Below are 25874 nucleotides of genomic sequence, written 5' to 3'. Positions count from 1 at the left end.
GGTAGAACTGGCCGGTCGCCTCGTCCCACTCCCATACGGAGGGGCTGAAGCAAGAAATCCAGTTGTTCGGCGGAATCGGCTTGCCGTCCTCGTCGAATCCCTTGGGATCGCGCCAGATGTAGTAGTCGCGGTAGGGGTTGTCCTTGGAGGAGCGTGCCTGCTTGAACCATTCGTGCTCGTCGGAGCTGTGGTTGACGACCAGGTCCATCATGAGCTTGATGCCGTGCTTGTGCGCGGTTTCGAGCAGCTCATCGAAGTCTTCCATGGTGCCGAACTCGGTCATGATGGCGCGGTAGTCGGAGATGTCGTAGCCGTTGTCATCGTTCGGGGAAGCGTAGATGGGGGAGAGCCACAGCACCTGAATACCGAGCTTGGCGAGGTACGGAATCTTCTCGGTAATGCCGGGCAGGTCGCCGATGCCGTCGCCGTTGGAGTCGTTGAAGGAGCGGGGGTAAATCTGGTAGACAACGGGTTCCTGCCACCACTGGGTCTGGGTCGTCATTGTTCTTCCTTCCCTTGGTATGGATGAGTGTTGTGTGGTGCCGCTCTGCGGGCGGCTAACGTCTGATGCCCCTTTAGGACTGGCTGGTGAGGGGCGTAAGGAGGCTCTCCGGCGCCCAGCTGGAGGGGTCAATCTCTAGCAGCAGGCCGCTGTGGTCGGAGATCGCCTCGGGGGAGTTGTCACGGAAGACAACCGCGTGGGATACCACGTCGACCAGGCGGTCAGCGAAGACAAAGTCGATGCGCTTGGCATCCGTGCTACCTTCCCAGCCGGCGATTTCGCGGTGGACGGTGTTCTCGCCGTCGGTGTGCTCCGCTAGGGATCGGGTATCCACCATGCCGCTGGAGGTGACCAGCGCGTAGCCTTCATTGCTCAGATGTGCTGCGGAGTTGAAGTCGCCGCCGAGCAGTACCGGTGCGGTGCGGGCGCACTCGGCAAGCTCCTGCGAGAGGTGTGCGTATTCCTGCGCGAAGAGGGGCTCGCCGTCGAAGTCCCACCAGGACATGTGGGTGGTAGCGCACCAGAAGGTGCCCGTCTCAGTTTCGATGAGCGTTGCCTGTGCTGCGCGGCGCTGCACCTGGTGGTAGCCGTAGCCGGGGGACATATTGATGGGCTTGATACCGCGAATCGGCAGGCGCGAGAGGATAGCTACGCATTCGTCGTAACGGTCCCAACCGATGTGGGTTTCGGTGAGGGTCCACTCGTAAGTGGCACCCATTTCGTTGAGCGCCTGCACGAGCAGCAGGGCGTAGTTGTCTTCGCGGACCGGAACGCCGGCGCCGCCGCGGTAGTTGAGGGGCTCCTTCACCACGGGGGTGGAGGTGAGCTGGTTGACTTCCTGCAACGCAATGACGTCCACCTGCTGTTCAATAATGAACTTGGCGAGGGTACGGATCTTGGCAATCTGGTGGATTTCGCACCAGCTGTGCGTATTGAGGGTGAGGAAGCGCATGTATTAAGTCCGGGGTATGTGTGAGGTTGAAGAATGATATGCGCACCGCGTATTGAGGTGGTGAGTGTTTATGCACTCTGACCTCTATGGGCGCACTGTTTATGCTATCGATTCTGTGCGCTAGGTAATAGGGAAAAAGTCTCATCTGCAGCAAGTATTTTTAACCAGTGCCGGGATATGTTTCAGGTTCTGAAAAACTCTTTCAAAACTCACAGTTTTGGTACCTGTGGGCAGGTATGACCTGGCATTATTGTTTCTGTCTAAAACACATTCGGCATTTAGCGCACGCAGGATATGTGGCACCCGTCTCATATACTTTCGTTTGAGGGTATAAAGATACGGCGTTGCCACCGCAGACCGGCAACGATCGCCGGCACCTGCGTCCGCTCACTCGACAACCCGAAAGGGCGTATAGCCTCATGATGGAAAAAGTACAGAGGTTCGGCTCTGCCATGCTGGCACCCGTTCTTCTCTTCGCATTCGCTGGCCTCGCGGTCGGTATTGCGATCATTGCACAGAACGGCGACCTGATTCCCCTCGCTGCTGACAAGGAAAGCGCGTGGAACCACTTCTGGTCCGTTTGGGAGTCCGGCGCATGGACCGTCTTCAACCAGATGGAACTGCTCTTCGTGATCGGTCTGCCCATTGCACTGGCAAAGACCGCTAACGCACGTGCAGTGATGGAAGCTGCAATGGTCTACCTGACCTTCAACTACTTCGTCGGCGCCATGCTCAAGGTATGGGGCAAGGGCGGCACCGGTTTCTTCGACCTGGACTACACCACCGACATCTCTAAGAGCGCGGCAGGTACCGGTCTGAAGATGATCGCCGGTATCAAGACCATGGACACCGGTATCTTCGGTGCAATCATCATCTCTGCAATCGTGGTGTGGGTACACAACCGCTGGTTCGACAAGAAGCTGCCCGACTTCCTCGGTATCTTCCAGGGTTCCCAGTACGTCTACGGCGTCTGCTTCTTCCTGATGATGCCCGTGGCATTCCTGTTCTCCTGGCTGTGGCCCTACGCTCAGCACGGCATCTCCTCCCTGCAGGGCTTCTTCATCGCATCCGGCGCACTCGGCGTGTGGGTTTACACCTTCCTCGAGCGCTTCCTGATTCCGACCGGTCTGCACCACTTTATCTACTCCCCGTTCGTCTTCGGTAATGTTGTTACCCCGAACGGTATTGCTAAGGACTGGCCGAGCCACCTGACCGAGTTTGCTAAGAGCGACAAGCCCCTGAAGGAACTGTTCCCCGGCGGCGGCTTCGCACTGCACGGTAACTCCAAGGTCTTTGCACCCATCGGTATCGCAGCGGCGTTCTACACCACTGCTCGTCCCGAGAAGCGCAAGGAAGTTCTCGCTCTGATGATCCCCGTCTGCCTCACCGCGATCCTGATCGGTATCACCGAGCCCCTCGAGTTCACCTTCCTGTTCCTGGCACCCCCGCTGTTCCTGGTTCACGCAATCCTGGCAGCAACCATGGCTGCAATCATGTACCAGCTGGGTCTGGTTGGTTACATGGGTGGCGGTCTGCTCGACTTCCTGTTCCAGAACTGGATCCCGCTGTGGGCAAACCACTCCGGCACCTACCTCATGCAGATCGGTGTGGGCCTGTGCTTCACCGTCCTGTACTTCCTGGTCTTCCGCTTCATGATCCTGAAGTTCGACTTCAAGACCCCCGGTCGTGAAGAAGACGGCGGCGAGACCAAGCTCTACAGCAAGGCAGAGTACAAGGCTGCTAAGGCTGCTGAGAAGGACGGCGGCGCAGCAGCTCCCGCAGCTGACGGCGACCTCTACGCACCCCGCGCAGCAGGCTTCCTCGAACTGCTTGGTGGCGCAGAGAACATCACCACCGTGAACAACTGCGCAACCCGCCTGCGTGTCTCCGTTGCTGATGAGTCCCTCGTCAGCACCTCGGATGCAGACTTCAAGAATGCAGGTGCTCTGGGCCTCGTCCGCAAGGGCAAGGCATTCCAGGTCATCGTCGGCATGGACGTTCCCCAGGTTCGCGAGCGTTTCGAGACCATGGTGAACGAAGCTAAGACCCTCTCCTAAGAGACTTCAGCTTTCAACCGCCTGACGGCATAACGCCTCATAAGGTATAGACTTCGCCGGCGGTATCGGATAACACCGATGCCGCCGGCGAAGCTGTACCCGGACACGTACCAGGCGCATACCCAGCTCAAATCTGTTGGCATACACACTCAAAGTGAGAGATGACCGTCCTCACCCGCCCTGGCCGATGACTCTAGAGCGTGTACTATTTATATATTGCTCACCATCGGATTCAGGAGCTTTGAGTGGATTTACAAGACGTCGTGAATGCGAACCAGCACCGATTCAGTGAAACTGAACGGGAAATTTTGGCATTCATGCTAGAAAACGAAGAGTTCGTTGCAGAGTCAACGATCAACTCTCTGGCACATAAAACCTATACTTCGACCAGCTCAATTATCCGCCTGACGAAGAAGCTGAACTTCTCCGGATTTGCCGAGTTGAAGTACTTCATTAAGTCCTCTCTGAACCGCAGCGAACCCTTCAACCCGCGGTTCATTGAGAGCGGCCGCGAAGACATTCAGCGCACCTACGACTACCTCGAGCACATGGAACTGAGCGGACTGCTCAAGCGCATCCATGAGGCTCGCACTGTGTACTGCTTCGGTACCGGCTACGCGCAGCGCAATGCCGTGCAGGAATTTGCCAAGTCCATGCAGGTTTGCGGTAAGTTCTGCCACGTCATTCCGGCACGTAATGAGTTCGAAAGCGCCATGAACAATATGACCCAGGACGATGTGGTCATCATTGTGTCTTTCTCCGGTCAGACCGAGAACATGCGCGAACACATTAAGATGCTGGCGCTGCGCCGCATCCCCATGATTGCGGTGACCGCCATTGGTGTGAACTACATGTCCTCGCACGCTGAGTACTCCCTGCACTACCAGACCACCCCCACCCACATCAGCACCCAGCGTAAGCCCTACTACTCCTTCGTTGCGCTGTCGGTGCTGCTGGACTACATCGTGCGCCGCTACATTGAACACGTTGAACATGAGCGCCGCGAGTCCCTGCAGGACCAGGTGGAAGACGCTCTCAACAATGGTGGCGAAATCGACGCCTGACAAGGCATTTACCGTGCCCGCCTGCCCCTTCACTCACTCCTCCTGAATCCGACCGAATCCGCCTGAGATCATCTGAAAGAGACACCCTGTGACCGCAATTTTCGCGCTCATCGAAAACACCGAGAAGATGCGTAAGTACCTGTTCTGGTACCTCATGATCATCCCCGCGCTGCTACTGCTGTGGATTGCTCTGGGCGCAGCGAACTCCCAGATGGACTTCCAAGCAGCCCTGAAGATTCCCTTCTTCACCGTGGCTTTCCTGAACGCATGCCTCAGCCTGCTGTTAGGCGGCACCCTCAAGTTCGCAGGTGCAGAGAACGAACGCACCGAACGAGCCTACGCCCTGTACCTGACCGTGCTACTGGTCATTATCGGTAACCTGCCCGGCGCAATTCTGAGCTTCTTCCTCTTCCGCTCCCTGCGCTTCGGCAACCTGGAAGGCGAACTAGCACCCAAGTACCGTTGGGCGCTCCTGCCCGCCCTGGTCTTCTACATATTGGTGACCGTGGTGCTACTCGCCGTGAACATCGCAATGTGGTCGAAGTAAGCACAGAGGAACAGACAGCAAGCATGCAGGCACACTAAGCACGCAGGCGTACGCTGACACCCGCCCCGTTTGAGGCACCCGGGCAGAGGACCCCGGAAGAACCACCATCTTCGGTGTGTACGCGCAAACGTACACCGCACTGACCCACAAGGACACTCACGACGTGAACCAGATTCCCGAGCCTACCGACGCGCAACACGCAACCGGCACTCCGGCTGATACTGCTCAGCCCGCCGCAGCCGCCGCGACCTCAGCAGAGGAAACCCACGAAGTAGCCGACGAAATCAACATCGCCGAGCTGCCCGCACACCTGAACCCCGCCCACGAGGACTTCGACCCCTCGGCGGGGCTTGAGCGCTGGGCAGAACAGATGGACGTCTACACCGGCCCGGACGCGATGCTCGACTTCAACCAGGTCGACTACGTGCACATCGACCTGTCCGAAGCGAACCCCTCCGGTCTGGCTCAGCTACTCGCCGGACGCAAGACCCGCCTCTCCACGATTCTGCGCGACAAGTCGCAGCTCGAGGCGGGGATGCGCTCTGCCCGCACCCTGCGCACCAAGATCTACGAACTCGCCACCGACCACGGCCTGGACTCCGGCTACTTCGTTGCGGGTACCGCCTCCTGGCTGTCACACGACACCCGCGAGGACGCCGCCGCCTACGAGAAGCGTTTCATCGCGCCGATTCTTATGGCGCCGCTGAGCATCACCCCGCACCCGAAGGACGACGACTTCGAGCTGCGCCTCGCCGGTTCCGCACGCCTGAACCCGGCGATGGTCCGCCAGATCAAGCAGGAGTACGGCATCGACCTGGGCACCATGGACGTGGCGCAGCTGGCGAACTCCATGTCCCGCCTAGACCCCGAGCCGGTTATCGAGCGTATGCGCGCATCCGCCGGTCGTATTCCGGGCATGACCATTGAGTCGAAGTACTTCATCTCCACCTTTGCGGACCTGAAGGAAAGCCTGGGCGAGCTGCCGCACACCGCCATCACCCCGCTGGTTCGTGACCTGGCGGCACTGAAGGTTCCCGGCGTGAAGCCGCGCGAGCTCAACGCCCACAACTTGCAACAGCCCCTGGACCAGCGCGACCCGGCAGAAGAAATGCTCCTGCTGGACGCTGACGCGAACGCCCAGGAGATTATCGACACCGCGGTCAGCGGTTTCTCCTTCACTATCACTGCGGCACCCGGCACCGAGCCGTTGCGCACCGCCGTGAACATTGCATCCGCGCTGATGGGTCGCGGTAAGTCCGTGCTCGTGGTGGGCGAGAAGCGCTCCACCCTTGCCGAGTTCTCGGCGCTGCTCAAGCGCACCGGCATTGAGAGCCTGCGCTACGACCTGCTCGCCGAGCACGACTCCGAGGCTCAGCGCGCCGAGTTCATTCGCGCCATTGTGCGCAATGAGAGTGCCGAAGAACCGAACTCCGAGGACCTGAACGAAGAGCTCGTCGCGACCCGCGCCGCGCTGCTCGACCACACCCGCGCCCTGCTGAACAAGGACGCGAACTGGCAGATTTCCGTCTACTCGGCGTTACAGCGTCTGGCTGAGCTGACCGCCTCCGAGGACGGCCCGGCAACCCGCGTGCGTTTTGACCGACCCATGCTTGATGCGCTCATGGAGCGCGAGCATGTGCGTGCCGAGCTGGTGCGCCTGGGCGAGATTGATGGTTTTGCGGCGGCTTCGCGTACCTCCCCGTGGTACCGCGCCCGCCTAGTCAATGACGAGGAAGCCGCCGAGGCGTACGCCCTGGTCATTACCCTCAAGTCCTCCCTGCTGAACCTGCGCGAGGCAATGAACCGCACCAGCGCCATGCTGGGTCTGCGCACGGGTCGTACCATCGCCGAGTGGGAGTCGCAGCTGGCGATTCTGATGCGCATCCGTGAGACGCTCAAGCGTTTCCGCGCAGACGTCTACGACCGTCCAGTGACCGACCTGATTGCGGCGACTGCATCCGGTTCGTGGCGTCGTGAGAACGGCATCGAGATGAGCAGTATGCAGCGTTCCCGCCTGCGCCGCGCGGCGAAGGAGTACATCCTGCCCGGCGTGAATATTGGTGACCTGCACGAGCAGCTGAAGGTGGTTCAGGCGGAGCGTGCCGAGTGGATTCGCCACATTGAGGCGCCCCGCACCCCGCAGATCCCGGAGAACCTGGATCAGCTGGCTGCCGCCCTGAACTCCCTGGTTTCTGAGCTGGCGGGCCTGGGTATTGTCCTGGCTGACACCGTTGAGGGCACCGACTTTGTGCGCACCGACCTGGACGCGCTGGATGCGCGCCTGGACGCCCTCATGGCGGACCGCGTGCTGCTGATGACCCTGCCTGAGCGTGACGCCCTGACCCAGAAGCTGCGTGAGCGCGGCCTGTCGGAGCTGCTCGATGACCTGTACGCACGTCAGGTTCCGACCGAGGTTGTTTCCGCTGAGCTGGAGCTTGCCTGGTGGCAGTCTGCCCTGGAATTCTTGCTGCAGCATCACGAGGGTAAGCTGCTGGACGGTGATCGTCTGCGCGATACGGAGTCCCGTTTCCGCCGTGCCGACTACGCCCACATGACCAGCGCCCCGGCGCGTCTGCTGGCGAAGGTTGCTCGCGTGTGGACTGAGCGTATTGAGTCTGAGCACGACCAGGCGGCGTACCTGAAGAGTCAGCTGCGCGGCTACGAGTTCGTGCTCGAGGAGCTGCTGACTCACGCCCCGGTCATGGCGCGTACCCTGTTGCCGCTGTGGACTGCGAGCCCCTTCGCCCTGGCGCGTAAGGTTCCCGCCTCCATGCGTTTTGATACGGTGCTGCTGCTGGACTCCGAGTCGACCCCGCTGGCGGCGAACCTGCCAGCGATTACCCGCGCCGACCAGGTGATTGCCCTGGGCGACCCGCATTCGGGTTACCCCTCGCCGTTCATCGTGTCCGCGCCGACTTTCGGTGCACCCGAGCCGACCGACGAGCAGCTGGACAGCACCTTCGATGTGCTCGCTACCGTACTGCCCAACCGCACCCTGGCGATGCTGCACCGCAGCATGGACCCGGTGATTCTGGACTACCTGAACCGTGAGTTCTACGGTTCGCAGCTGCATGCGGCTCCGGTGAGCCGCGCCTCCTCTCAGCCTGCCGGTTCGCTGACCGTTGAGTACATTGATACTCGCGGTAAGGTCAGCGATAACGCGAACCTGGATTCGCCCGGTGTTGAGGTGGAGCGCGTGACGAACCTGGTGCTTGAGCACGCCTACCGTACCCCGGATCGTTCGCTGGCGGTGGTGACGGCAAGCCCGAAGCACGCTCAGCGGGTGGCTGAGTCGGTGCGTCACGCCCTGAGCCTGTACCCGCAGCTGGCGCCGTTCTTCGCCGCCGGTGAGGAGTCTTTCCGCGTGGTTGATCTGACCCGCGCTGAGAGCCTTGAGCGCGATACCGTGATTTTCTCCCTGGGTGTGGGCCGTGCCCGCCTGGGCCAGGCGTCGTACGATTTGGGTCAGCTGTCTGCCGAGCATGGTCGCCAGGGCTTTGTGGTTGCGTTGACTCGTGCTCGCCGTGCCCTGCGCATCGTTTCGTGCATTGACCCGTCGGAGCTGGACCCGCAGAAGCTGCATCATGGTGCGGTGGACTTCTACCACCTGCTGCGTGAGCACGCGGAACGTCAGGCGCGTGAAGAGGTGGAGGCGAAGGCACAGCGCGTACCGGAGGCCCTGCCGCGTAACGCATTCTTGGCAGCCGACGACGCGGACACCCCGGATTTGGGCGACTGGCTGCTGAACGATTTGGTGGCGCGTCTGCAGGCTCGCGGTGTGCGTGTGACCCGCGGTGAGGGCGATATCGCTCTGATTGCGCACGCCCCGGAGAAGCTGGCGGCTGAGCCGGTTCCCGCGCTGGGTGTGGCTCCCGTGGTCTCTTCGAACCCGAGTGTTCCGGCGGCTATGCCGCTGGTGGCGTGCTCCGATGGTGAGCCGAATTATGCGCGTGCTTCGGTGCGTGAGCGTACCCGCCTGCTGCCGGAGCGTCTGAGCCGCACGGGCTGGAACTACATTACGCTGGGCACCCTGGAGGTTTTCGCCGATCCGGACGCTGTGGTGGCGCGCGTGCTGCACTACCTGGATATGGATGAGGGCGCTGAGGTTCGTGGCTAGTTATTCGTCGACGCCGAAGCCTCGCCGCGGTCACCGTCGTGTGAGCGGCGGCGGCTCGGTGAGCGGGGCTGAGCCTCTGCTGGTGGGTGTGACGACGCCTCCGGTTGTGGCTTCGGGTACTTCCTCTGCCGCGGGGGCTTCCCCGAAGAAAGCTGATGCCCAGAAGCAGAACCCCCAGAAGGCGAGTTCTCAGAAGGCGGCTGCTTCTGCGCAGCCGCTGACCCCGGAGGAGCGTGAGCGTCTGGAATGGATGCGTCAGCAGCGTCCTCCGCACTGGGGTAACAATATCGTGTAGCGTCTTCCTGAGGGAGAGCACTTCTTAAAACGCCGAGGGGCGGGGCAACCTGTGTTGCCCCGCCCCTCTTTTGGGCTGGTGTGGGACCCCGTTTAGGAGTTGCCCTTGTCGGTGCTGTAGAAGCCGGAGCCCTTGAAGGTCACTCCGACGGTGTTGTAGCGCTTGCGCAGGGTTTCTTCGCCGCACTGCGGGCAGATGCGCAGTGCATCGTCGCTAAAGGACTGGCGCTGTTCAAAGACGTGGTTGCAATTCTTGCACTGGTAAACGTAGACCGGCATTTTGTCCTTCTGTATCCGTTTTCGCTGGGATGGTTTATTAACGTGGTTTGAGTGTACCGCTTTTGAAAGGTTGGGAGCTATTTGCGTTTTCTTCTCAAATAGCTATTTCTGTTTCTTTTTACCTTTTTCCTGAGTGATTTTGTTGGTGTGTTCCTGCATATCTTTGCGTTTTTGCATAAAGATTTGGGTGTCAATCAAGAGCGAATCGGGCGTGGGTGAGCCGGGTGCTTTTAGCCCTGCTGGTGAGCGAGGAAAATGCCCCGCTCGGTGAGAATCACCGGTAGAATAGCGTCCCACTGGTCGTAGGGAATGGCTTCGTAGATTTCGTCGCTGAAGACAATGCCGATGCTCCGGCCGGTGAGCTGCTGGTCGCTGAGCAGGGGGATAATGCGGTCGTAGTAGCCGCCTCCCTGACCGAGGCGGTGCCCGCCTGCATCAAAAGCAAGGGCGGGGATGAGGCGCAGGTCGGCGTCAATGAATGCTTGCGTGTCTTGTTCTTCGCCTTCGGGTTCGGGGATGCCCATGGGGCTGAGCGGATGCTCAACGGTGGGGTCCCAGTGCACCCAGGCGAGTTTGCGACCGGGGCGTACGACGGGCACGAGGATGCGGTGTCCCTGCTCATGGAGAGCGTTTAGTGCTTGGACAATGGGCGGCTCAGATTTGGTGGGCAGATACGCCGCAATGGTACCGGGGGAGTGGACCCGCTGTGCGACTGCTTCGAGGATGTGGGCGGTGAAGAGCTCCTGCATCTGCTGCTGGCCGTGTTCGCCGCGGTGGCTGCGTGCGGTGAGGCGGCGCGGGCGGATTTGGGAGCGGAGAATGTCTTTGTCTAGGGAGATATCGTCTGCGCTGGCACCGGCGTCAGAGTTGCTGGTGGCGGGGGTTGTGTTGAGGTGCATGGTGTGTCCCATCGTCGTTGCGGGTCTTGTGTGAAGGGTTGGGGAGTGGCGCGTCCCGTAGGAAGTAAGGTGCGTTCACTCTATGCTGAGAGGTATCCGTGCGCAGGGTAAAACTGCCCTGGTGGGTGGTGAAAATTGACCTATATCTGCGGGGACGTGGATTCCACTTTTTAGTATAGGGTTTGAGAAAAATAGTGCTGAGTTCTGTGGGGTGCATTTTCTTTGCACACCGAAGAATGGGCCGCTGTGGATATGTAGTTAGTCACGTTGAAGATTTTTTCATGTCATAGTGTCTATAAATCGCCTTAAGTACTTTACAACTTAGGGTATTCTTGTGGCATGGCTACTGAAATTAAGTCTGTTACTAAGGCAGTTATTCCTGCTGCTGGTCTGGGCACCCGATTCCTGCCCGCAACGAAGGCAACCCCCAAGGAAATGCTCCCCGTCGTTGATCGCCCCGCGATTCAGTACGTGGTGGAGGAAGCAATCCGTGCCGGTCTGAACGACGTTCTGATGATTACCGGCCGTAACAAGCGCGCTCTCGAGGATCACTTCGACCGCGTTCCCGTTCTGGAGCAGCAGCTCGCTGAGCAGGGTAAGGACGCCCTACTCGCATCCGTGGTAGCTACCAATGAGATGGGTGGCGACCTGCACTACGTGCGTCAGGGCGACCCCAAGGGTCTGGGCCACGCTGTTCTGCGCGCAAAGCGCCACGTTGGTGACGAAGCATTCGCTGTTCTGCTCGGCGATGACCTGATTGACGAGAAGGAAGACCTGCTCGCTCGTATGGTGGAGGTCCAGGAGCGCACCGGCGGTTCTGTCGTTGCTCTGATGGAGGTTCCCCGCGAGGCTATTTCTGCTTACGGCGCAGCTGCTATTGAGGCTGTTGAGGGCGAAGACGGTTTCGTTAAGATTACCGGTCTGGTTGAGAAGCCTGCGGCTGATGAGGCTCCCTCGAACTACGCTGTGATCGGCCGTTACGTTCTGAGCCCGAAGGTCTTCGAAGTTCTGGAGAACACCGCTCCGGGCCGCGGCGGCGAGATTCAGCTGACCGACGCTCTGCAGACCCTGGCTCAGGGTGAGGGCGAAGGCGAAGGCGTCTACGGCGTGGTCTTCTCCGGCCGCCGTTTCGACACCGGTGACAAGCTGTCCTACCTGAAGGCAAACGTTATTCTTGCTGCTGAGCGCCCCGAGTTCGGTGACGACCTGCGCGCATGGCTGAAGGACTTTGTCGCAGAGAACTGCTAATTACTCTGCATCCGCTCTCTAAAGAGGGCAACCGATAAATACCAACCACGCTGAGGAAGGCGTTCTTTCCGGTGGGGCGTTTTAGCCCCAAGGGAGGGCGCCTTCCTTTGCGTCGTATGTGTCTATTATGTGCTTGGGGTGCTACTTGGGTGAGGGCCCAAGGCGTGCCTTGTGCAGGGACGCGACGACGTTGTAGTGTGCATATTCCTTCTGGGGTATATGTTCATATCCAGCCCGATTCTTGCCGCTTATGGAAAGCATTGGGAATATAAGGGTATGATTAAAGTCTAGGGATAAAGGGACGATAGAGGGCGACCTGAATATGACGCTTTTGAACACCTCCGGCGTGTTGGTAATTCTGACCGTGATTTTGCTGCTGTGGTTTGTGCCCAGGAGCCTGCGTCGCGCGCCCGCTGGCCCTGTCATGGAGCCTGAACGTCCCCTGATTAGTGCTGAGCGTACCGCGGAGGATATTCTCGCCTCCGCCGGTGTGCTGCTGAACGAGTCGGAGGCATACCAGTCCTCCGATCACGCGGTGGCACCGGGTACTTCTCTGCCGTCTTCTGCTCTTCCGCAGGTTTCTTCCCGTTCCTCCCACGCGGTGGAGGAATCCGCCCAGCCTGCGCCCGATACGGCTTCTATTTCGCAGATTCGCGAATCTTCCCCGACTGCCCCGTACACGGACGAGATTCCGGTGGTGGAGGACGCAAAGTCCTCGCCGCTGTCCTACTTTGATACTTCGAGCCCGAGCGGTATTGCCCTGCTGGTTGCTGCCGGTTTGGGTGTTCTTGCCCTGGTCACCGGCCTGTTGGCGCTCTTTGGAGTTCTGGCGTGGGGCTGGGCTGTTCTCTTGCTGATTCTTGCCGGCGGTGCATGGGCTGTGAGCCGTTTTGGTCTGCTGGAGTCTGTTGCTAACCAGGTCAAGGCAAGCCGTGATGCACGCCAAGCTAAGGCAGAAAATGATGAGGATGACGAAGCTGAGGACGAAGCCTACGAAGAGTCCGATGAACATGAAGAAGCCGGCGATGATGCTTCTGAGCCTGTAGAGGACTCGGCGGCTGAGGGTGTGGAGCCTGAAGTTGCTGAAGAGCCTGCACATCATGCTCGCCCCGCCACCCGTGAGGCTACTACCCGCAAGTCTATACACGGTGTGAACCGCGAGGCGGCACGCTCGAGCCGCGCGCACATTGCGGTGGACTCCTCTGAAGAGGCGCACCAGGCAGAAGCACCTGTAGCATCTGAGTCTTCTCGCGCTGCCCGTCCCGTACCTGCCCGTTCTGCCCGCGCGGCGGAGGCGCCCGTCGCACACCGTCAGGAGCGTCGCCAGCAGCGTCCGAGTCGATTCCAACCGATTCGCCGCGGTAGCGTGCTCTTTGATCAGGAGAGCGGTTCCGCTACTTCCTCCGGTGCACCGCGTACTGCGGCACAGCCTCAGCGGGTAGAGCAGGCTCCGGTTGATCCGAGCCAGCCTGTCCAGCCTCAGCCTGCACAGCCCGCTCAGGCACCCGTACAGGCTCCCGCCAAGCCGGTAGCAGCTCAGCCTGCACCAGCCACCCAGGCACCTGCACAGCCGGTAGCAGCTCCTGCTCAGCAGCCAGCTATTCAGTCGGATCAGCCGGTGGCTCGCCAGGCTCTGCGCGACGGCTCGCCCGTCCGTCAGGCACCTGCGGCACCTGCTACTCAGGCTCCCGCTCAGCCGATTCCCGAAGAGATTCCTCTGCCGGATGTCCTGGACGATTCCGAGTTCGATGCGCTGGATATCGCCTCGCTGAACGATTCGGTTCTTTCGACCGGTGCTACTGCGACCGGCGGTGTTCGTTCGACGAACCGTCACCCCGGTGCCGGCTCCTCCTTTGAGGCGGTTAGCAACACCTGGAACCCGGTTCAGCTGCCTAAGCCGCTGAGTGCACTGCACCGCCAGGACAAGAACCAGGGTAAGAAGTAGACTTTGCTCCAGATACGCATAAAACCCCGACAGTTCACACTGTCGGGGTTTTTGTATGCCTGGGGATGATTGGGAAGAAGTTAAAAAGAAAAGGAACCCCGTCCATGGGGTTCCTTTTCTAGCATCACACACAGGAAGAAAGTCTTCTAGACCGATTAGGAAGGCCTTCCCACAAGGCCTGCCCTATTCGGTAATAAAAATATATCCTAATTCCCGTGCGGGTGACAAGCTGAAAATAGCGACACCCTGTCAATAAACTAAGGTTGCCCTAAGTAAAATCCGCGCCATTGCAGGCGACAAGGGGCAATAACCCCCGGCTGAAAAAATTTAAAAAAATTTTCTGACCCCTCCAAAAGTCGAATAAGAAGCCTCAAAGAACCTTCAATCAGGTTAATATCGCCCACTCATGAGAGAATAGCCGGGTGAAAGATTGGTTTGACGCACTCCCGATTGAGGTTGCCCTAGCTTTCATGTGGGTGGTCGGAATCGTCCGCACCAGCATCGTGTACGCTCTTGGCGCGCTTGCTGCTGAAGGCGGTGCCCGCCTCGACCGCATCCGCAAAGCCATGGACAGCCCGCTCTACCGTAAAGCGCGCCGCTTGATTAATCGGTGGGGCGTTATTGCTGTGCCCCTCTGCTTTCTCACCGTGGGTCTGCAAACCGCGGTCATCATCACGACCGGCTTCACGAAAATGCCTCTGCGTCGCTGGGTTCCCGCGATGCTGGTTGGAACCTTCATGTGGGCGTGTATTTACACCACCATCGGCTTCGCAATTCTTGCGGCCCTCGGCCTGGAGCCGTGGATGTTCCCGCTCGCCCTTGCCATTGTTATCACGGTGCTGGTCATTGTGACTCAGCTGCGCGAACGCCGCATTAACCGCGAAACCGTTGAGAACACTGCGGATAACATCGCCGAGAACTAGTCCTACTTTCAGCGGGGGATAGGTGCACTATCTCGCCGGGTTGAGGCCACTCACCTACCCTCAATGCCCCCGCCCAAGATGTGCTAGCGTGGAGGGATGAGTTCATCCGCATCCTCCACCGCAGGCACCCCCGAAGAGCAGCCCGTCAACGACTCTGCCCTCACCGCAATCGACCCCGAGCAGAGCGCGCCCGAAAACGCTACCGACCAGGTAGAAAGCGAAGCGCCCACCGAGGCCCCCGCCCGCGTGTACCTGCATCCCGAGCAGCTGGCGATGATCCAGACCCCGGAGGCTCTGCCCATCCCCGTGCTCCAGCGTTCTATGCTGCGCATTAGCTACGTGCCCGCGATTATGCCCGGCAAGTGGTTCAACCGCTGGCACGAGCGTTACGGCGACCGCGTGCAGCTGGCGGAGGTGCCCGTGCGTGAGGCGCGCGGCCTGGACTCCCTGCATCAGGACCTGTGCCTGATTGATCCCGCCGCTAACCCCGCTGCTGGGTCCGCTACTGTATCCTCCGTTGAATCCGCCGCTGAGGCTGCAGAAGAGGGTGCTGCTGTCTCCGAGGCGCCCGCCGAGGTTAGCGCTGAGGCTACCGAGCACGCCCCCATTGAGCGTAAGGACGTACCCGAGAACCCCTTCGCACACATGAGCATTGTGCGCCCCGACCGCGAACCGGCAAGCACCGACGGCGAGAAGTACCACAGCATCCGCCTCTACGAGGAGCTGCCCGTGGTCATTCTGCCTGTGGACCACGTGCTCACCGTGCTTGATGAGGTGCCCGTGGAGGAGCTTGCCGAAGAGTTCCTGCTGCAGCCCGCCTCCGATATTCCCGCCTATGAGGAAGTCTCCCGTGCATGGCGTGAGAGTGCCGGTCGTATCGTGCCCGAAGGTCTGACCGATAAGGAAACCATCGAGCTGGTTGCCGCCGGTGTGGGCCTGTACATTGTGCCCATGTCCATTGCGCGTTTCTACCACCGCAAGGACCTCACCTACCGCCCCGTTGCGGGCCTGGACCTCTACCCGGTGCACCTGGTGTGGCCGCGTGCCCCCAAGGGCGAGCCGCGTAGCGAAGAGCTCGAAGCGCTCCTGCAGGACTTCATCGGTATTGTGCGTGGCCGCACCGCAACTAGTGAGCGCGGTAGCGAAACCCGACAGGCACGCGCCGAACGTATCGCCGCCGAAAAGGCAAAGGAAAAAGCGAAGGCACGAGCCGCCAACGCCCGCCGCGAAGCACGCGATAAAAAGCGCGCCAACGCCAAGAAAAACGGTAACGCGCGCCAGCACGCTCGACAGTCCGCCAAAGCCGCCAGCGCACGCCGCGGCAAGAAACGCTAACGAACGATAGACGGTAAAATCAAACCATGGCATTAGCAATGGAAACCCGACCCGCAGCCTACGCAGTGATCATTGAGCAGGGCAAGCTGCTCATGACCCGCTGGGTGCCCGAAGACCGCGCACTCAGCCCCCTCTGGTCCCTGCCCGGCGGCGGCATGGAACCCGGCGAACAGGCCGACGAAACCGCGCTGCGAGAGACCCTCGAAGAGACCGGCTACAGCGTCGCCATTGAAGACATTCTGGGCGTGCACGCCGGACACTTCCCCGTGCGTTCCACCCAGAAAGACCCGCAAGCGCTACCCTTCTGCGCCCTGCGGGTGGTTTTCCGTGCCCACATTGTCACCGGCGAACTGCGCCACGAAATCAACGGCTCCTCCGACACGGCACGCTGGGTACCCATCGCTGAGCTGGACACCATCCGCTACGGCACCCTCATCGACGAGGTCGCCTCCATGATGGGCTACTCCAACGCCGCCAGCTGGGCACGCGAATACCGCGAATTTCTTGCCGACGAAAACGCACGGAAGCTTCCCTAATGAACCGACTGATCCTCACCCGCCGTGCGGCGCTCACCTCCCTGGCGCTCATGCCGCTACTTGCCGCTTGCGGGAATAATGACGCAACCCCGCAGGTGGACCCTTCCGCGTCCAGCTACGGCACTCTGCGCATCGGCTACGGTGCTCTGCGTGAAATGCGCGCCGTAGCGCACGTGTACGCGCGCGCCCTGCGACAGATTGGCTACTCCGTTGAACTTGTTGACACCGACAACAGCCGCGCTACCGCCCTGCGCGGGCTCATGGTTCCTTCGGCTAACTCCGCCACCCCTACCGCTACTCTGCCCGACGATGAGGAAACCGGTAGCACCACTGCCGCCGCCCCTGAAGCGTTGGACCTGGTCATCGACTACAGCGGCGACCTACTGCTCTACCTGACCGACGACGGCAAAATCAGCCCCGCCGCCGCCCATAACGAACGCATCGCCGCCTCCGTGAGCGCCTCCGCTCAAGCGGCAGGCGTGACCCTGCCCCCGGCAGCTACCCCCACCGCGGAGGAGAGCACCGCCTCCGCGCATGCTACGGACGGCACCGCGAGCCCCACCGCAAGCTCCACCCGCTCCGCAGACCCCATCAACCTGCGCGCCATGAGCACCACCGACATGACCAACGCCATCTCGCGCATCCTGCCCGAAGAGCTCATGCTTCTCAACGGTGCTAGCGCCACCAACAAGGATGTGCTGGTCACTACCCGCGCCGTGAGCGCCCGCCACAAGCTCAACTCCCTCGCGAACCTGCGCGATGTGCAGTCTTCCCTGGTGTTCTCCATCCCGACCGGGTACTCCAGCGGCACCTACGGCGTGGATTCTTTGCGTAGCCTCTACCGTTACCGTGTGCACGACCCGAAGATTCAGGACGACCCCGCCGAGCGCGTCAACGCCCTCACCGCAGACACCGTGCAGGTGACCCTGCTGCACAGCAGCGACTCCGCGATTGAAGAGAATCGCCTGGTCACCCTGGAAGACCCCTCGACGGCGCTTTTGCAGCAGCAACTGGTGCCCATTATCCGCCGTACCCTGCCAGATAGCGCCCGGACGGCAATTAACCGCGTATCATCTACATTAGACACGGGTAACCTCTCGTTCCTGTTGCGTCTGACTAGCGGTTCCAACCCCATCGCAGATGATGACGCAGCACAATTCATTTTGGATCACCCTAGAAAGTAAATCATCATGACGAAGTACCGTCAGTCCTCAAAGTTGAGCAACGTCCTGTACGACATCCGCGGCCCTATTCTGGATGAAGCCAATCGCATGGAAGCGATGGGCCACCGCATCCTCAAGCTGAACATTGGTAACCCCGCGCCCTTCGGCTTTGAGGCGCCGGATGCCATCATGATGGATATCATTCGTCACCTGCCCGAAACTCAGGGCTACTCTGATTCCCGCGGTCTCTACTCGGCACGTACCGCCATTGTGCACCACTACCAGAACCGCGGCATCATGAACCTCGACACCGAGTCTATCTACTTGGGTAACGGTGTGTCTGAGCTGATCCCGATGACCTTGCAGGCACTGTGCGAGACCGGCGACGAAATCCTCGTCCCCATGCCCGACTACCCGCTGTGGACCGCAGCCACCGCGCTGGTAGGCGGCAAGCCCGTGCACTACCTCTGCGATGAGGAAAACAACTGGTACCCGGACATCGAAGACATTAAGTCGAAGATTACCGAGCGCACCAAGGGCATCGTGGTTATTAACCCGAACAACCCCACCGGTTCCGTCTACCCGCGTTCCGTGCTTAAGCAGATTGTGGATGTGGCACGCGAACACGGTCTGGTCGTGTTCTCTGATGAGATTTACGAAAAGATTACCTACGATGGTGCAGAGGCCATCAACATGGCAACCCTCACCGGCGACGACGTGCTCTGCCTGACCTTCTCCGGCCTGTCCAAGGCGTACCGCGTCTGTGGTTACCGTGCAGGCTGGGTCGCAATCACCGGCCCGAAGAAGGACGCCGCAAGCTACCTTGAGGGCATTCACCTGCTTGCCTCCATGCGCCTGTGCTCCAACGTTCCGGCGCAGCACGCAATCCAGACCGCGCTCGGCGGCTACCAGTCCATTAACGAGCTGATTGTTCCCGGCGGCCGCCTGTACGAGCAGCGCACCCTGGCGCACAAGATGCTTAACGAGATTGACGGCATCAGCTGCACCAGCGCGGACGGCGCGCTCTACCTGTTCCCGAAGATTGATGTTGAGCGCTTCGACATTACCGACGATGAACAGTTCGCCCTGGACCTGCTCAAGAGCCAGAAGATTCTCTTCAGCCACGGCCGCGCGTTCAATTGGAAGGACCCGGATCACTTCCGTCTGGTGTTCCTGCCCGATACGCAGACCCTCACCAGCGCCCTGGAGCGCCTGGGTAACTTCATGGCTGACTACAAGCAGAAGCACTAGCGAGCATTATGCTCTCCTCTGCTTTGTGACAGACGCAAATAGCCTGCCCCGCAGTTCTGATGAGCTGCGGGGCAGGCTATTTTTAGCGGCTTCGCGGATGCGCGCTACGCCAGAGGACGGAGCAACACGCCGGGGGGGGGGGAGGAGGGGAGAGAAAGAGGCGTGCTAGTTCGCTGCAAGCTCCTGACCAGCCTGTGCGCCGCGTGCCGCGTTCAGGCGCTCCTGCGCGCCCTGCAGCCACGCCTCGCAACGGGCGGCAAGCGCCTCGCCACGCTCCCACAGGGCGATAGAGGTCTCCAGGTCACTGGCGCCGGACTCCAGCTGGCGCACGACCTGCTCCAGCTCGGCACGCGCCTGCTCGTAGCCGAGGGTTTCGACGGGTGCGCCCAACTCGGCGCTGTTGAAGCTAATGTTCTCGCTCATTGAGGAACCTTTCAGAGGTAAAACCTAGGGATAAAAACTAGAGGTAAAACGTAGGGGTATCGATGTTTAGGAGATGTTTGAGGGATCCGTAGAAGTCACGGTTGCCTGCGCCGAACCGGTCGCCGCACGCACCGTAATCTGCTCGCCCTCACTCAGCGCCGAAGCGTCACGCACAATAGCGCCCGCGGCATCCTGAACGATGGAGTAGCCGCGGTTGAGCGTCTGCGCGGGAGATAGCGAACGCACCCGCGCCAACGTATGCGACAGAGTCGCCGACTCACGCTCCAAGCGGTGCTGCACCGAACGGTGAGCGCGCTCGCGCAGCTGGCTCAGCTCCTCCACACGCATGAGCAGGGAGGACTCCGGGTGGGTGAGCACCGGGCGGCTCCGCAGCTGGGCAATGTAGTTCATCTGCATGCCCACGTAGCCGAGTACCGCGCGGTCCAGGCGGGCGCGGGCCTCGGTGATGCGGGCGGTTTCCTCGGAAATGTCGGGCACAATGCGCTTACCCGCATCGGTGGGGGTGGAGGCGCGCAGGTCGGCGACCGCATCGAGGATGGGGGAGTCTGCCTCGTGACCGATTGCCGAGACTACCGGGGTGGCCGCCGCCGCGACGGCGCGGATGAGCGCCTCCTCAGAGAAGGGCAGCAGGTCTTCGAAGGAGCCGCCGCCTCGGGCGATGACGATGACGTCCACCTCCGGGTGGGCGTCCAGTTCGGCGAGCGCGGCAATGACCTCAGCCGCCGCGCCTTCACCCTGCACGCGGGTATTGCGCACCTCGAAGACCACGCCGGGCCAGCGCAGGGAGGCGTTGCGGATAACGTCCTTCTCCGCGTCAGAATCGCGACCGGTAATCAGACCCACACGATTCGGCAGCATGGGCAGCGGCTTCTTCCGCGCGTCAGAGAACAGCCCCTCAGCGGCGAGAGCTTCACGTAGACGCTGCAGCTGCTCGTGCAGGTTGCCGGTGCCGACCGCGTACACTTCCTTGCCGATGAGGGAGAGCTTGCCGTTCTTCCACAGGCTCGGCTTGGCGCGGGTGACGATGCGAGCGCCTACGGTCACATCAGCCGCCAGGCCGCTACCGGCACGCCCGAAGAGCGCGAGGGTGAAGGAGAAGTCTTCGTTGAGGTCTTTGAGCTCCATGAAGACGTTGCCGCCGCGGCCGTTGAGGGAGGCGACCTGCGCCTCCACCCAGAGCTCGGGAACCTTGTCTACGTAGTTTTTGAGGTTCTGCGCGAGCAGGGCGAGGGGCCAGGGGTTGGTGGCGGTGGTTTCCTGAGACTTCCCGGGAAGCTGCCGCTCGTGCACGGGCGGCACCACCAGTGCGGGTGCCGGCTGCGCTACGGAGGGGTTGTAGAAGTTCATACCTTCTATTGTCCCTGATTGGTCGGTTATGCGCCTGCGCACAGGTCAGCCTGGCGACTCGGGTAGCTTGCACGCAGTGCAGGCAGAACTTAGCTTCTGGCGCATTCTGCGGGTCTGAATCGGCTTTGAACACTGTGAGCGGGTACCCTAGGCTCATGCGCTCACCCGATCAGTCAGCACATCAGAACAACGCCCTCAACACCGCCGCGGCTTCGTCAGCGGCGGGTACTGGCGCGCAAAACTACCCGGCGGACGCGACCCGAGTCGTCGACACCCGGATTACCCGCACGGACGGCTACTATACGGCGGATGAAGACACCACCCTGCTACAGCCCACGCGCACGCTCGGCCACGCCACTGCCCCCACCAAGGCTGAACTGCAGGCCGCCCCAGAGCCTCCCTTCGCGGCAGGTCTGCGGAGGTTCCTGACCGTTGTGCTGTGCGCCCTGGCCCTGGTGACCGGACTGGGTGCAACCACGGGTGCCTGGGTGAACTCTAAGCTCATGTCAGAGCGCGGTTTCTCGCAGATTTCCTCCACCCTGGCGGAGGATTCGCAGCTCGCCTCGCGCATCGCGGACGGTGCGGTCGAAGACCTCATGAACTCCGAAGCTATGACAACCTTCCTCGACGGCACCAAACAAAGCGGCTTATACTCCATTCTTGTAAAGCCGACACAAGACGGCATACGTTCCCTGCTCAACCGTTCCGCGGCTGAGCTGTCAAAAACTGAAGAATATCGAAGCCTCTGGAAGGAAATAGCCGAGGAAACTCGCCGCTACAACCTCGAACACCAGGACGGCCCCGCCGTCATTGTGCTCACCCCCTTCTACCGTGCGCTGGATGCGAAGGTCGGCTCTATCGGCTCCTTCGACCCGGACCTGACGAAGCTCGGCCCTGAAACCCTCAACATTGACCGGTTGAAGGACGGCAACAACCAGCAGGAGCAGCAGGAGTGGTACCTGCACGCCGGCATTAACCGTGCCGCCGCGCTGGGCAAATCCACCGTGCCGCTGACCATCATCTCGGTGCTGAGCCTGCTGCTGGCTACGTTGCTGGCACCCAGGCACCGCATCCTGGTGCCGGTGGTCACGGCTCTGCTCTACGCCCTGCTGGGCTGGGGCGCCGCAGCCTGGTTTGGCGGCCAGAGCCCTGAATCTCTGGGAATTACCAGCCACAGCACCGCCGGAACGGCGCTGATTACCGGGGTATGGAACCAGCTTGCACCGTCACTGACCGGGCACTTGCAGGCGGCGGCAAGCTACGGGCTGGTCATGGCGATCCTCGCCCTGCTGCTCGGTATTCTGATTCGCCTCATCGCCCTGGGACGTAGCCCTGCGAGCGGTGCCACAGTCATCACACACTAAAAGTCCGAACAACGTAGGATAGTAACCATGTCCACTGAAACTATTGCCCTGGGCCTGCCGCCCGTACCCCGCGAGCGCCGCAGCCGCGCCGACGTTGAAGCCGCCGCACCCGTCACCGGTGAGAAGAAAGTCCTGCTCGCCACCCCGCGCGGTTACTGCGCGGGCGTCGACCGTGCCGTGATTGCTGTTGAGAAGGCACTGGAGCACTACGGCGCGCCCGTCTACGTGCGCAAGCAGATTGTGCACAACCGCCACGTGGTGGAGACCCTGGAGAAGCAGGGCGCTATCTTCGTTGATGAAGTGGACGAAGTCCCCGAAGGTTCCGTGACCGTGTTCTCGGCGCACGGCGTGTCCCCGGCGGTGGTTTCCGCAGCCGGCGACCGCTCCCTGAACACCATTGACGCGACCTGCCCGCTGGTGAACAAGGTGCACCGCGAGGCTGTACGCTTCGCCAAGCAGGACTACGACATCCTGCTCATCGGCCACACCGGCCACGAAGAGGTCGAGGGTACCGCCGGTGAGGCGCCCGACCACATCCAGATCGTGAACTCGCCCGACGAGGTGGATCAGGTGACCGTCCGCAACCCGGAGAAGGTCGTCTGGATTTCTCAGACCACCCTGTCCGTGGATGAGACCCTGGAGACCGTGGCGCGTCTGCGTGAGCGTTTCCCCTCGCTGCAGGATCCGCCTTCGGACGATATCTGCTACGCAACCTCGAACCGCCAGGGCGCTATCAAGGAGATCGCTCCGCGCGCCGACCTGGTCATCGTGGTGGGTTCCGCGAACTCCTCGAACTCCGTGCGCCTGAAGGAAGTAGCCCTCGAATACGGCGCTAATCGTGCCGAGCGTGTGGACTTCGCACACCAGGTCGACGAATCCTGGTTCGAGGGTGTAGCAACCGTGGGCCTGACCTCCGGCGCGTCCGTGCCCGAGGTTCTGGTTCAGGAGGTGCTGGCTCTGCTCGCCGAGTACGGCTACAACACCATCGAAGAGGTAGAGACCGCGAAGGAAGACATTCTCTTCTCCCTGCCGAAGGAACTGCGTTCCGCCCTGAAGAATGACGAGAACGTGGGCCGCCAGCTCGGTGGCCGCGGCGCTAAGCCCACTCGATAAAGGCTAGATAGCCCAAATACTGCGAATAATCCCCGTATCTTCCCCGTAGTGGGGCGGATACGGGGATTTTTGTATCTGATGTGCGGGATGCATGGGTAGGGGTTCTTGTGCAGCTTCGCCTTTGTGCAGCTTCGCGTTCACGCTACGCGGGGGAGTGCCCCCTCTGCGGCGCTGGGCGCCTTGAGGACGGAGCCCCCGCTCCGCGTGACCGCCTCCGCTGCTTCGTGGTCTCGCTACGCGGGGTTTTTCGTGCCTGAGGATGCATTGGGATGCACGGCTTGGGATGGCGGTACGCGCCGGTTTCCGCTCGCGGGGGAGTGCCCCCTCTGCGGCGCTGGGGCGCCTTGAGGACGGAGCCCCCGCTTCGCGTAACCGGCTCCGCTGCTGGGGGTGTGCCCCCTCTGCGGCGCCCCAACAACGATTGATACAGGCGCCTTGAGGACGGAGCCCCCGCTTCGCGTAACGGGCCGCGACGCTCGCATATCCTCAACTCATGACATTTGTCATGGGCAGCTCATGACACTCTGTACCGCAGCGGCGCGAAAACCGGAGGTGTAATAGAAACATGAACACCGCAGCACTTCAGAACAGCAAGCACAACACCGCAGAAACCGTTATTTCCGCCCGCTCCCTCCGCCAGGTTTTCTCCACCCGTGCGGCAGGCACAGTGGTCGCCGTCGACTCGATTGACCTGACCGTCAAGCGCGGCGAAATCATCGCACTGCTCGGCCCCAACGGTGCAGGCAAGACCACCCTCATCGACATGATTCTTGGCCTGACCCAGCCCAGCGGCGGCGAGTTGAGCGTCTTCGGTCGCAACGCCTCCGAGGCGGCACGCGCCGGTCTGCTCGGTGCGGTTCAGCAGACCGGTGGCCTGCTCAAGGACCTGACGATCCGCGCCACGGTCGAGATGATTGCGGCGCTGTACCCCAAGCCCATTGACGTGGATGAGGTGCTCGCCGGCGCTGACCTGACCGATATCGCTAAGCGTAAGGTCGGTAAGTGCTCGGGCGGTCAGCAGCAGCGTCTGCGTTACGCCCTGGCGACCATGCACTCGCCGGAACTGCTGATCCTGGACGAGCCGACCGCCGGCATGGACGTGAATGCGCGCCGCACCTTCTGGGAACGTATGGAAGCCATCGCAGAACGAGGAACGACCATTCTTTTTGCGACGCACTACCTGGAAGAAGCACAGAACTTCGCCCAGCGCATCGTGCTCATGGAATCCGGCTCCATCATCGCTGACGGCTCCTCCGACGAGATTCGCGCCCTGACCGGCCACCGCCACCTTTCCTTCCTCGCACCCGCACCCATCACCGACCTGGATGTGCCGGTCGAGGTGACCGAAGAGTCCGGCGGGTACCGCCACCGCATCTCCGTGCTGGAGATTGAGCAGGTACTGCGCACTCTGCTGAACAACTACAGCATCAGCGACCTGGAGGTCACCAAGCCCTCCCTGGACGAGTCCTTCACCCTGCTGACCGAGCAGGCCGCCGCCTCCAAGGCATCCGACGCCTAAACATTCAGACTGCCTAAACACCACACCATCTAAACGCTACGCCGCCGTTACACACCTCAAGGAAAATATCATGCTCCGCTACGCACTCTACGACATCCGCGCTTCTATTCTCTCGACCGACCGTTTCTTCTTCGGCGTGGCACTGCCCATCGTCTTCTTCCTGCTCTTTGGCGCGATGCAGGATTACTCCTCCCAGCCGATGGGTGACGGCAACGTAGCGGCGTACGTCATGATTGGCATGGCGCTCTACGGTGCGGTTCAGAACACTGTGGCGATTAGCGGCAGCACCGTCGCTGAGCTTTCCAGCGGCTGGAACCGCCAGCTGGCGCTCACCCCGCTGACCACCGGCAAGTACCTGGGCGCGAAGTCGCTGACCGCCCTGGTGATTTCTGCGGTGCCGGTGATTGCGGTGAACATTGTGGGCATGTTTACCGGCGTTGAGATCCCGGTGAACCAGCAGCTTGCCGCTGGCGCGCTGACGGTGCTGTGCGGTCTGGTGTTCGCCTTCTACGGCATCATGATGGGCCTGCTGATTCGTAACGAGAACGCCGTGTCCATTGCGAACGGTCTGCTGGTGATTATGAGCTTCTTCGGTACCGTGTTCTCCCCGCTGAGCACCGACCTGCTGAAGTACGCCCGCTTCACCCCGCTGTACGGTGCCGCTGAGATTGCCCGCTACCCCTTCAGCGCAGGTCAGACCATTATCTCGGGTGGTGCGGACTGGCTCGTGACCGAGCCGCTCTGGTACGCCGTGGTGAGCCTCATCGTGTGGGCGGCTATCTTCCTGGGTGTTTCTGCCCTGCTGATGCGCCGCGCAACCCGCCGCTAAATGCTTCTTCCCGCCGCAGCCTCAAATCCCGAGGCTGCGGCGGAAGCCGTATCCACTCGCACCGAACCCACGCTGTACCCGTTGAAGCCGCCGCACCGGTGGTATCTGCACCCGCGGTATTCTCACGTTAGGCTAGAACCATGACC

General features: G+C 61.1%; 22 protein-coding genes. 16 read left to right on the top strand and 6 right to left on the bottom strand.

The window, feature by feature from the left end; all coding sequences use genetic code 11:
• The coding region (locus HMPREF2942_RS05130; RefSeq protein WP_246824368.1) for an alpha-amylase family glycosyl hydrolase at positions 1-502 on the bottom strand (502 nt) is incomplete at its 3' end.
• 73 nt (positions 503-575) lie between these two features.
• On the bottom strand, positions 576-1454 hold the full coding sequence (locus HMPREF2942_RS05125) for an endonuclease/exonuclease/phosphatase family protein (protein WP_049346414.1): 879 nt from the start codon (positions 1452-1454) through the stop codon (positions 576-578).
• Positions 1455-1873: 419 nt separating this feature from the next.
• Between HMPREF2942_RS05125 and HMPREF2942_RS05120 the strand changes: the two genes are divergently transcribed.
• From HMPREF2942_RS05120 to HMPREF2942_RS05100, 5 genes are all read left to right on the top strand, one after another.
• Positions 1874-3511, top strand: coding sequence for an alpha-glucoside-specific PTS transporter subunit IIBC (locus tag HMPREF2942_RS05120; RefSeq protein WP_070633805.1), 1638 nt, complete (start codon positions 1874-1876; stop codon positions 3509-3511).
• 245 nt (positions 3512-3756) lie between these two features.
• Complete coding sequence (locus tag HMPREF2942_RS05115) at positions 3757-4575, top strand: MurR/RpiR family transcriptional regulator (protein WP_070688565.1); 819 nt, start codon at positions 3757-3759, stop codon at positions 4573-4575.
• Positions 4576-4663: 88 nt separating this feature from the next.
• A complete protein-coding gene (locus HMPREF2942_RS05110) occupies positions 4664-5122 on the top strand; it encodes a cell shape determination protein CcmA (protein ID WP_070688564.1) in 459 nt (152 codons plus the stop codon).
• Between the two features lie 115 nt (positions 5123-5237).
• The gene (locus HMPREF2942_RS05105; RefSeq protein ID WP_070688563.1) at positions 5238-9239 is read left to right on the top strand and encodes a DEAD/DEAH box helicase; all 4002 of its coding nucleotides are present in this window, start codon (positions 5238-5240) and stop codon (positions 9237-9239) included.
• Positions 9232-9534, top strand: coding sequence for a hypothetical protein (locus HMPREF2942_RS05100; protein ID WP_141744676.1), 303 nt, complete (start codon positions 9232-9234; stop codon positions 9532-9534). The genes HMPREF2942_RS05105 and HMPREF2942_RS05100 overlap by 8 nt, the downstream gene beginning before the upstream one ends.
• A gap of 92 nt (positions 9535-9626) precedes the next feature.
• Here HMPREF2942_RS05100 and HMPREF2942_RS05095 read toward each other — a convergent pair whose 3' ends face one another.
• Both HMPREF2942_RS05095 and HMPREF2942_RS05090 read right to left on the bottom strand, forming a co-directional pair.
• The gene (locus tag HMPREF2942_RS05095) at positions 9627-9812 is read right to left on the bottom strand and encodes an FmdB family zinc ribbon protein (RefSeq protein ID WP_005508445.1); all 186 of its coding nucleotides are present in this window, start codon (positions 9810-9812) and stop codon (positions 9627-9629) included.
• A 230-nt stretch (positions 9813-10042) separates the two neighbouring features.
• Positions 10043-10711 carry a 5-formyltetrahydrofolate cyclo-ligase gene (locus HMPREF2942_RS05090; RefSeq protein ID WP_246824365.1) on the bottom strand — a complete coding sequence of 223 codons (669 nt, stop codon included), beginning with the start codon at positions 10709-10711 and terminating at the stop codon, positions 10043-10045.
• A gap of 339 nt (positions 10712-11050) precedes the next feature.
• Here HMPREF2942_RS05090 and galU point away from each other — a divergent pair, with 339 nt between their 5' ends.
• The 7 genes from galU to HMPREF2942_RS05055 all read left to right on the top strand — a co-directional run bounded on the left by galU (position 11051) and on the right by HMPREF2942_RS05055 (position 19112).
• Positions 11051-11959: a UTP--glucose-1-phosphate uridylyltransferase GalU gene (gene galU / locus HMPREF2942_RS05085; protein WP_005508447.1), complete on the top strand. Its 909-nt coding sequence runs from the start codon at positions 11051-11053 to the stop codon at positions 11957-11959.
• 322 nt (positions 11960-12281) lie between these two features.
• Positions 12282-13904 carry a hypothetical protein gene (locus tag HMPREF2942_RS05080; RefSeq protein WP_070688561.1) on the top strand — a complete coding sequence of 541 codons (1623 nt, stop codon included), beginning with the start codon at positions 12282-12284 and terminating at the stop codon, positions 13902-13904.
• 422 nt (positions 13905-14326) lie between these two features.
• Positions 14327-14827: a DedA family protein gene (locus HMPREF2942_RS05075; RefSeq protein ID WP_049341824.1), complete on the top strand. Its 501-nt coding sequence runs from the start codon at positions 14327-14329 to the stop codon at positions 14825-14827.
• Between the two features lie 96 nt (positions 14828-14923).
• A complete protein-coding gene (locus HMPREF2942_RS05070) occupies positions 14924-16162 on the top strand; it encodes a LysR substrate-binding domain-containing protein (RefSeq protein ID WP_070593701.1) in 1239 nt (412 codons plus the stop codon).
• 38 nt (positions 16163-16200) lie between these two features.
• A complete protein-coding gene (locus HMPREF2942_RS05065) occupies positions 16201-16698 on the top strand; it encodes an NUDIX domain-containing protein (RefSeq protein ID WP_005505097.1) in 498 nt (165 codons plus the stop codon).
• Positions 16698-17882 carry a glycine betaine ABC transporter substrate-binding protein gene (locus HMPREF2942_RS05060; RefSeq protein ID WP_070688560.1) on the top strand — a complete coding sequence of 395 codons (1185 nt, stop codon included), beginning with the start codon at positions 16698-16700 and terminating at the stop codon, positions 17880-17882. The genes HMPREF2942_RS05065 and HMPREF2942_RS05060 overlap by 1 nt, the downstream gene beginning before the upstream one ends.
• A 6-nt stretch (positions 17883-17888) precedes the next feature.
• Positions 17889-19112 (top strand): pyridoxal phosphate-dependent aminotransferase, encoded by a 1224-nt coding sequence (locus HMPREF2942_RS05055; RefSeq protein ID WP_005505099.1) that lies wholly within the window; start codon positions 17889-17891, stop codon positions 19110-19112.
• Between the two features lie 165 nt (positions 19113-19277).
• On the opposite strand, the gene HMPREF2942_RS05050 is transcribed toward HMPREF2942_RS05055, so the two are convergent.
• Positions 19278-19535, bottom strand: coding sequence for an exodeoxyribonuclease VII small subunit (locus HMPREF2942_RS05050; protein WP_049346943.1), 258 nt, complete (start codon positions 19533-19535; stop codon positions 19278-19280).
• Positions 19536-19601: 66 nt separating this feature from the next.
• A complete protein-coding gene (gene xseA / locus HMPREF2942_RS05045) occupies positions 19602-20903 on the bottom strand; it encodes an exodeoxyribonuclease VII large subunit (protein WP_070688559.1) in 1302 nt (433 codons plus the stop codon).
• Positions 20904-21058: 155 nt separating this feature from the next.
• On the opposite strand from xseA, the gene HMPREF2942_RS05040 reads away from it, so the two are divergent.
• The 4 genes from HMPREF2942_RS05040 to HMPREF2942_RS05025 all read left to right on the top strand — a co-directional run bounded on the left by HMPREF2942_RS05040 (position 21059) and on the right by HMPREF2942_RS05025 (position 25728).
• Positions 21059-22267, top strand: coding sequence for a dehydrogenase (locus HMPREF2942_RS05040; RefSeq protein ID WP_070688558.1), 1209 nt, complete (start codon positions 21059-21061; stop codon positions 22265-22267).
• A 27-nt stretch (positions 22268-22294) separates the two neighbouring features.
• Positions 22295-23380, top strand: coding sequence for a 4-hydroxy-3-methylbut-2-enyl diphosphate reductase (locus HMPREF2942_RS05035; protein WP_070688557.1), 1086 nt, complete (start codon positions 22295-22297; stop codon positions 23378-23380).
• A 565-nt stretch (positions 23381-23945) separates the two neighbouring features.
• Positions 23946-24899: an ABC transporter ATP-binding protein gene (locus HMPREF2942_RS05030; protein WP_070688556.1), complete on the top strand. Its 954-nt coding sequence runs from the start codon at positions 23946-23948 to the stop codon at positions 24897-24899.
• Between the two features lie 70 nt (positions 24900-24969).
• Positions 24970-25728, top strand: coding sequence for an ABC transporter permease (locus HMPREF2942_RS05025; protein WP_070688555.1), 759 nt, complete (start codon positions 24970-24972; stop codon positions 25726-25728).
• The last annotated feature ends 146 nt before the right edge of the window (positions 25729-25874 follow it).

The organism is Rothia sp. HMSC071C12 (assembly GCF_001813895.1).
GTDB lineage: Bacteria > Actinomycetota > Actinomycetes > Actinomycetales > Micrococcaceae > Rothia > Rothia mucilaginosa.
This window is presented reverse-complemented; position numbering and strand designations above follow the sequence as displayed.

Bases quoted from the DNA above. Each gene is read 5' to 3' on its own strand.
- HMPREF2942_RS05125 (WP_049346414.1), bottom strand. From the start codon at position 1,454: ATGCGCTTCCTCACCCTCAATACGCACAGCTGGTGCGAAATCCACCAG.
- HMPREF2942_RS05120 (WP_070633805.1), top strand. From the start codon at position 1,874: ATGATGGAAAAAGTACAGAGGTTCGGCTCTGCCATGCTGGCACCCGTT.
- HMPREF2942_RS05095 (WP_005508445.1), bottom strand. From the start codon at position 9,812: ATGCCGGTCTACGTTTACCAGTGCAAGAATTGCAACCACGTCTTTGAA.
- HMPREF2942_RS05090 (WP_246824365.1), bottom strand. From the start codon at position 10,711: ATGCACCTCAACACAACCCCCGCCACCAGCAACTCTGACGCCGGTGCC.
- galU (WP_005508447.1), top strand. From the start codon at position 11,051: ATGGCTACTGAAATTAAGTCTGTTACTAAGGCAGTTATTCCTGCTGCT.
- HMPREF2942_RS05080 (WP_070688561.1), top strand. From the start codon at position 12,282: ATGACGCTTTTGAACACCTCCGGCGTGTTGGTAATTCTGACCGTGATT.
- HMPREF2942_RS05070 (WP_070593701.1), top strand. From the start codon at position 14,924: ATGAGTTCATCCGCATCCTCCACCGCAGGCACCCCCGAAGAGCAGCCC.
- HMPREF2942_RS05065 (WP_005505097.1), top strand. From the start codon at position 16,201: ATGGAAACCCGACCCGCAGCCTACGCAGTGATCATTGAGCAGGGCAAG.
- HMPREF2942_RS05060 (WP_070688560.1), top strand. From the start codon at position 16,698: ATGAACCGACTGATCCTCACCCGCCGTGCGGCGCTCACCTCCCTGGCG.
- HMPREF2942_RS05055 (WP_005505099.1), top strand. From the start codon at position 17,889: ATGACGAAGTACCGTCAGTCCTCAAAGTTGAGCAACGTCCTGTACGAC.
- HMPREF2942_RS05050 (WP_049346943.1), bottom strand. From the start codon at position 19,535: ATGAGCGAGAACATTAGCTTCAACAGCGCCGAGTTGGGCGCACCCGTC.
- xseA (WP_070688559.1), bottom strand. From the start codon at position 20,903: ATGAACTTCTACAACCCCTCCGTAGCGCAGCCGGCACCCGCACTGGTG.
- HMPREF2942_RS05040 (WP_070688558.1), top strand. From the start codon at position 21,059: ATGCGCTCACCCGATCAGTCAGCACATCAGAACAACGCCCTCAACACC.
- HMPREF2942_RS05035 (WP_070688557.1), top strand. From the start codon at position 22,295: ATGTCCACTGAAACTATTGCCCTGGGCCTGCCGCCCGTACCCCGCGAG.
- HMPREF2942_RS05030 (WP_070688556.1), top strand. From the start codon at position 23,946: ATGAACACCGCAGCACTTCAGAACAGCAAGCACAACACCGCAGAAACC.
- HMPREF2942_RS05025 (WP_070688555.1), top strand. From the start codon at position 24,970: ATGCTCCGCTACGCACTCTACGACATCCGCGCTTCTATTCTCTCGACC.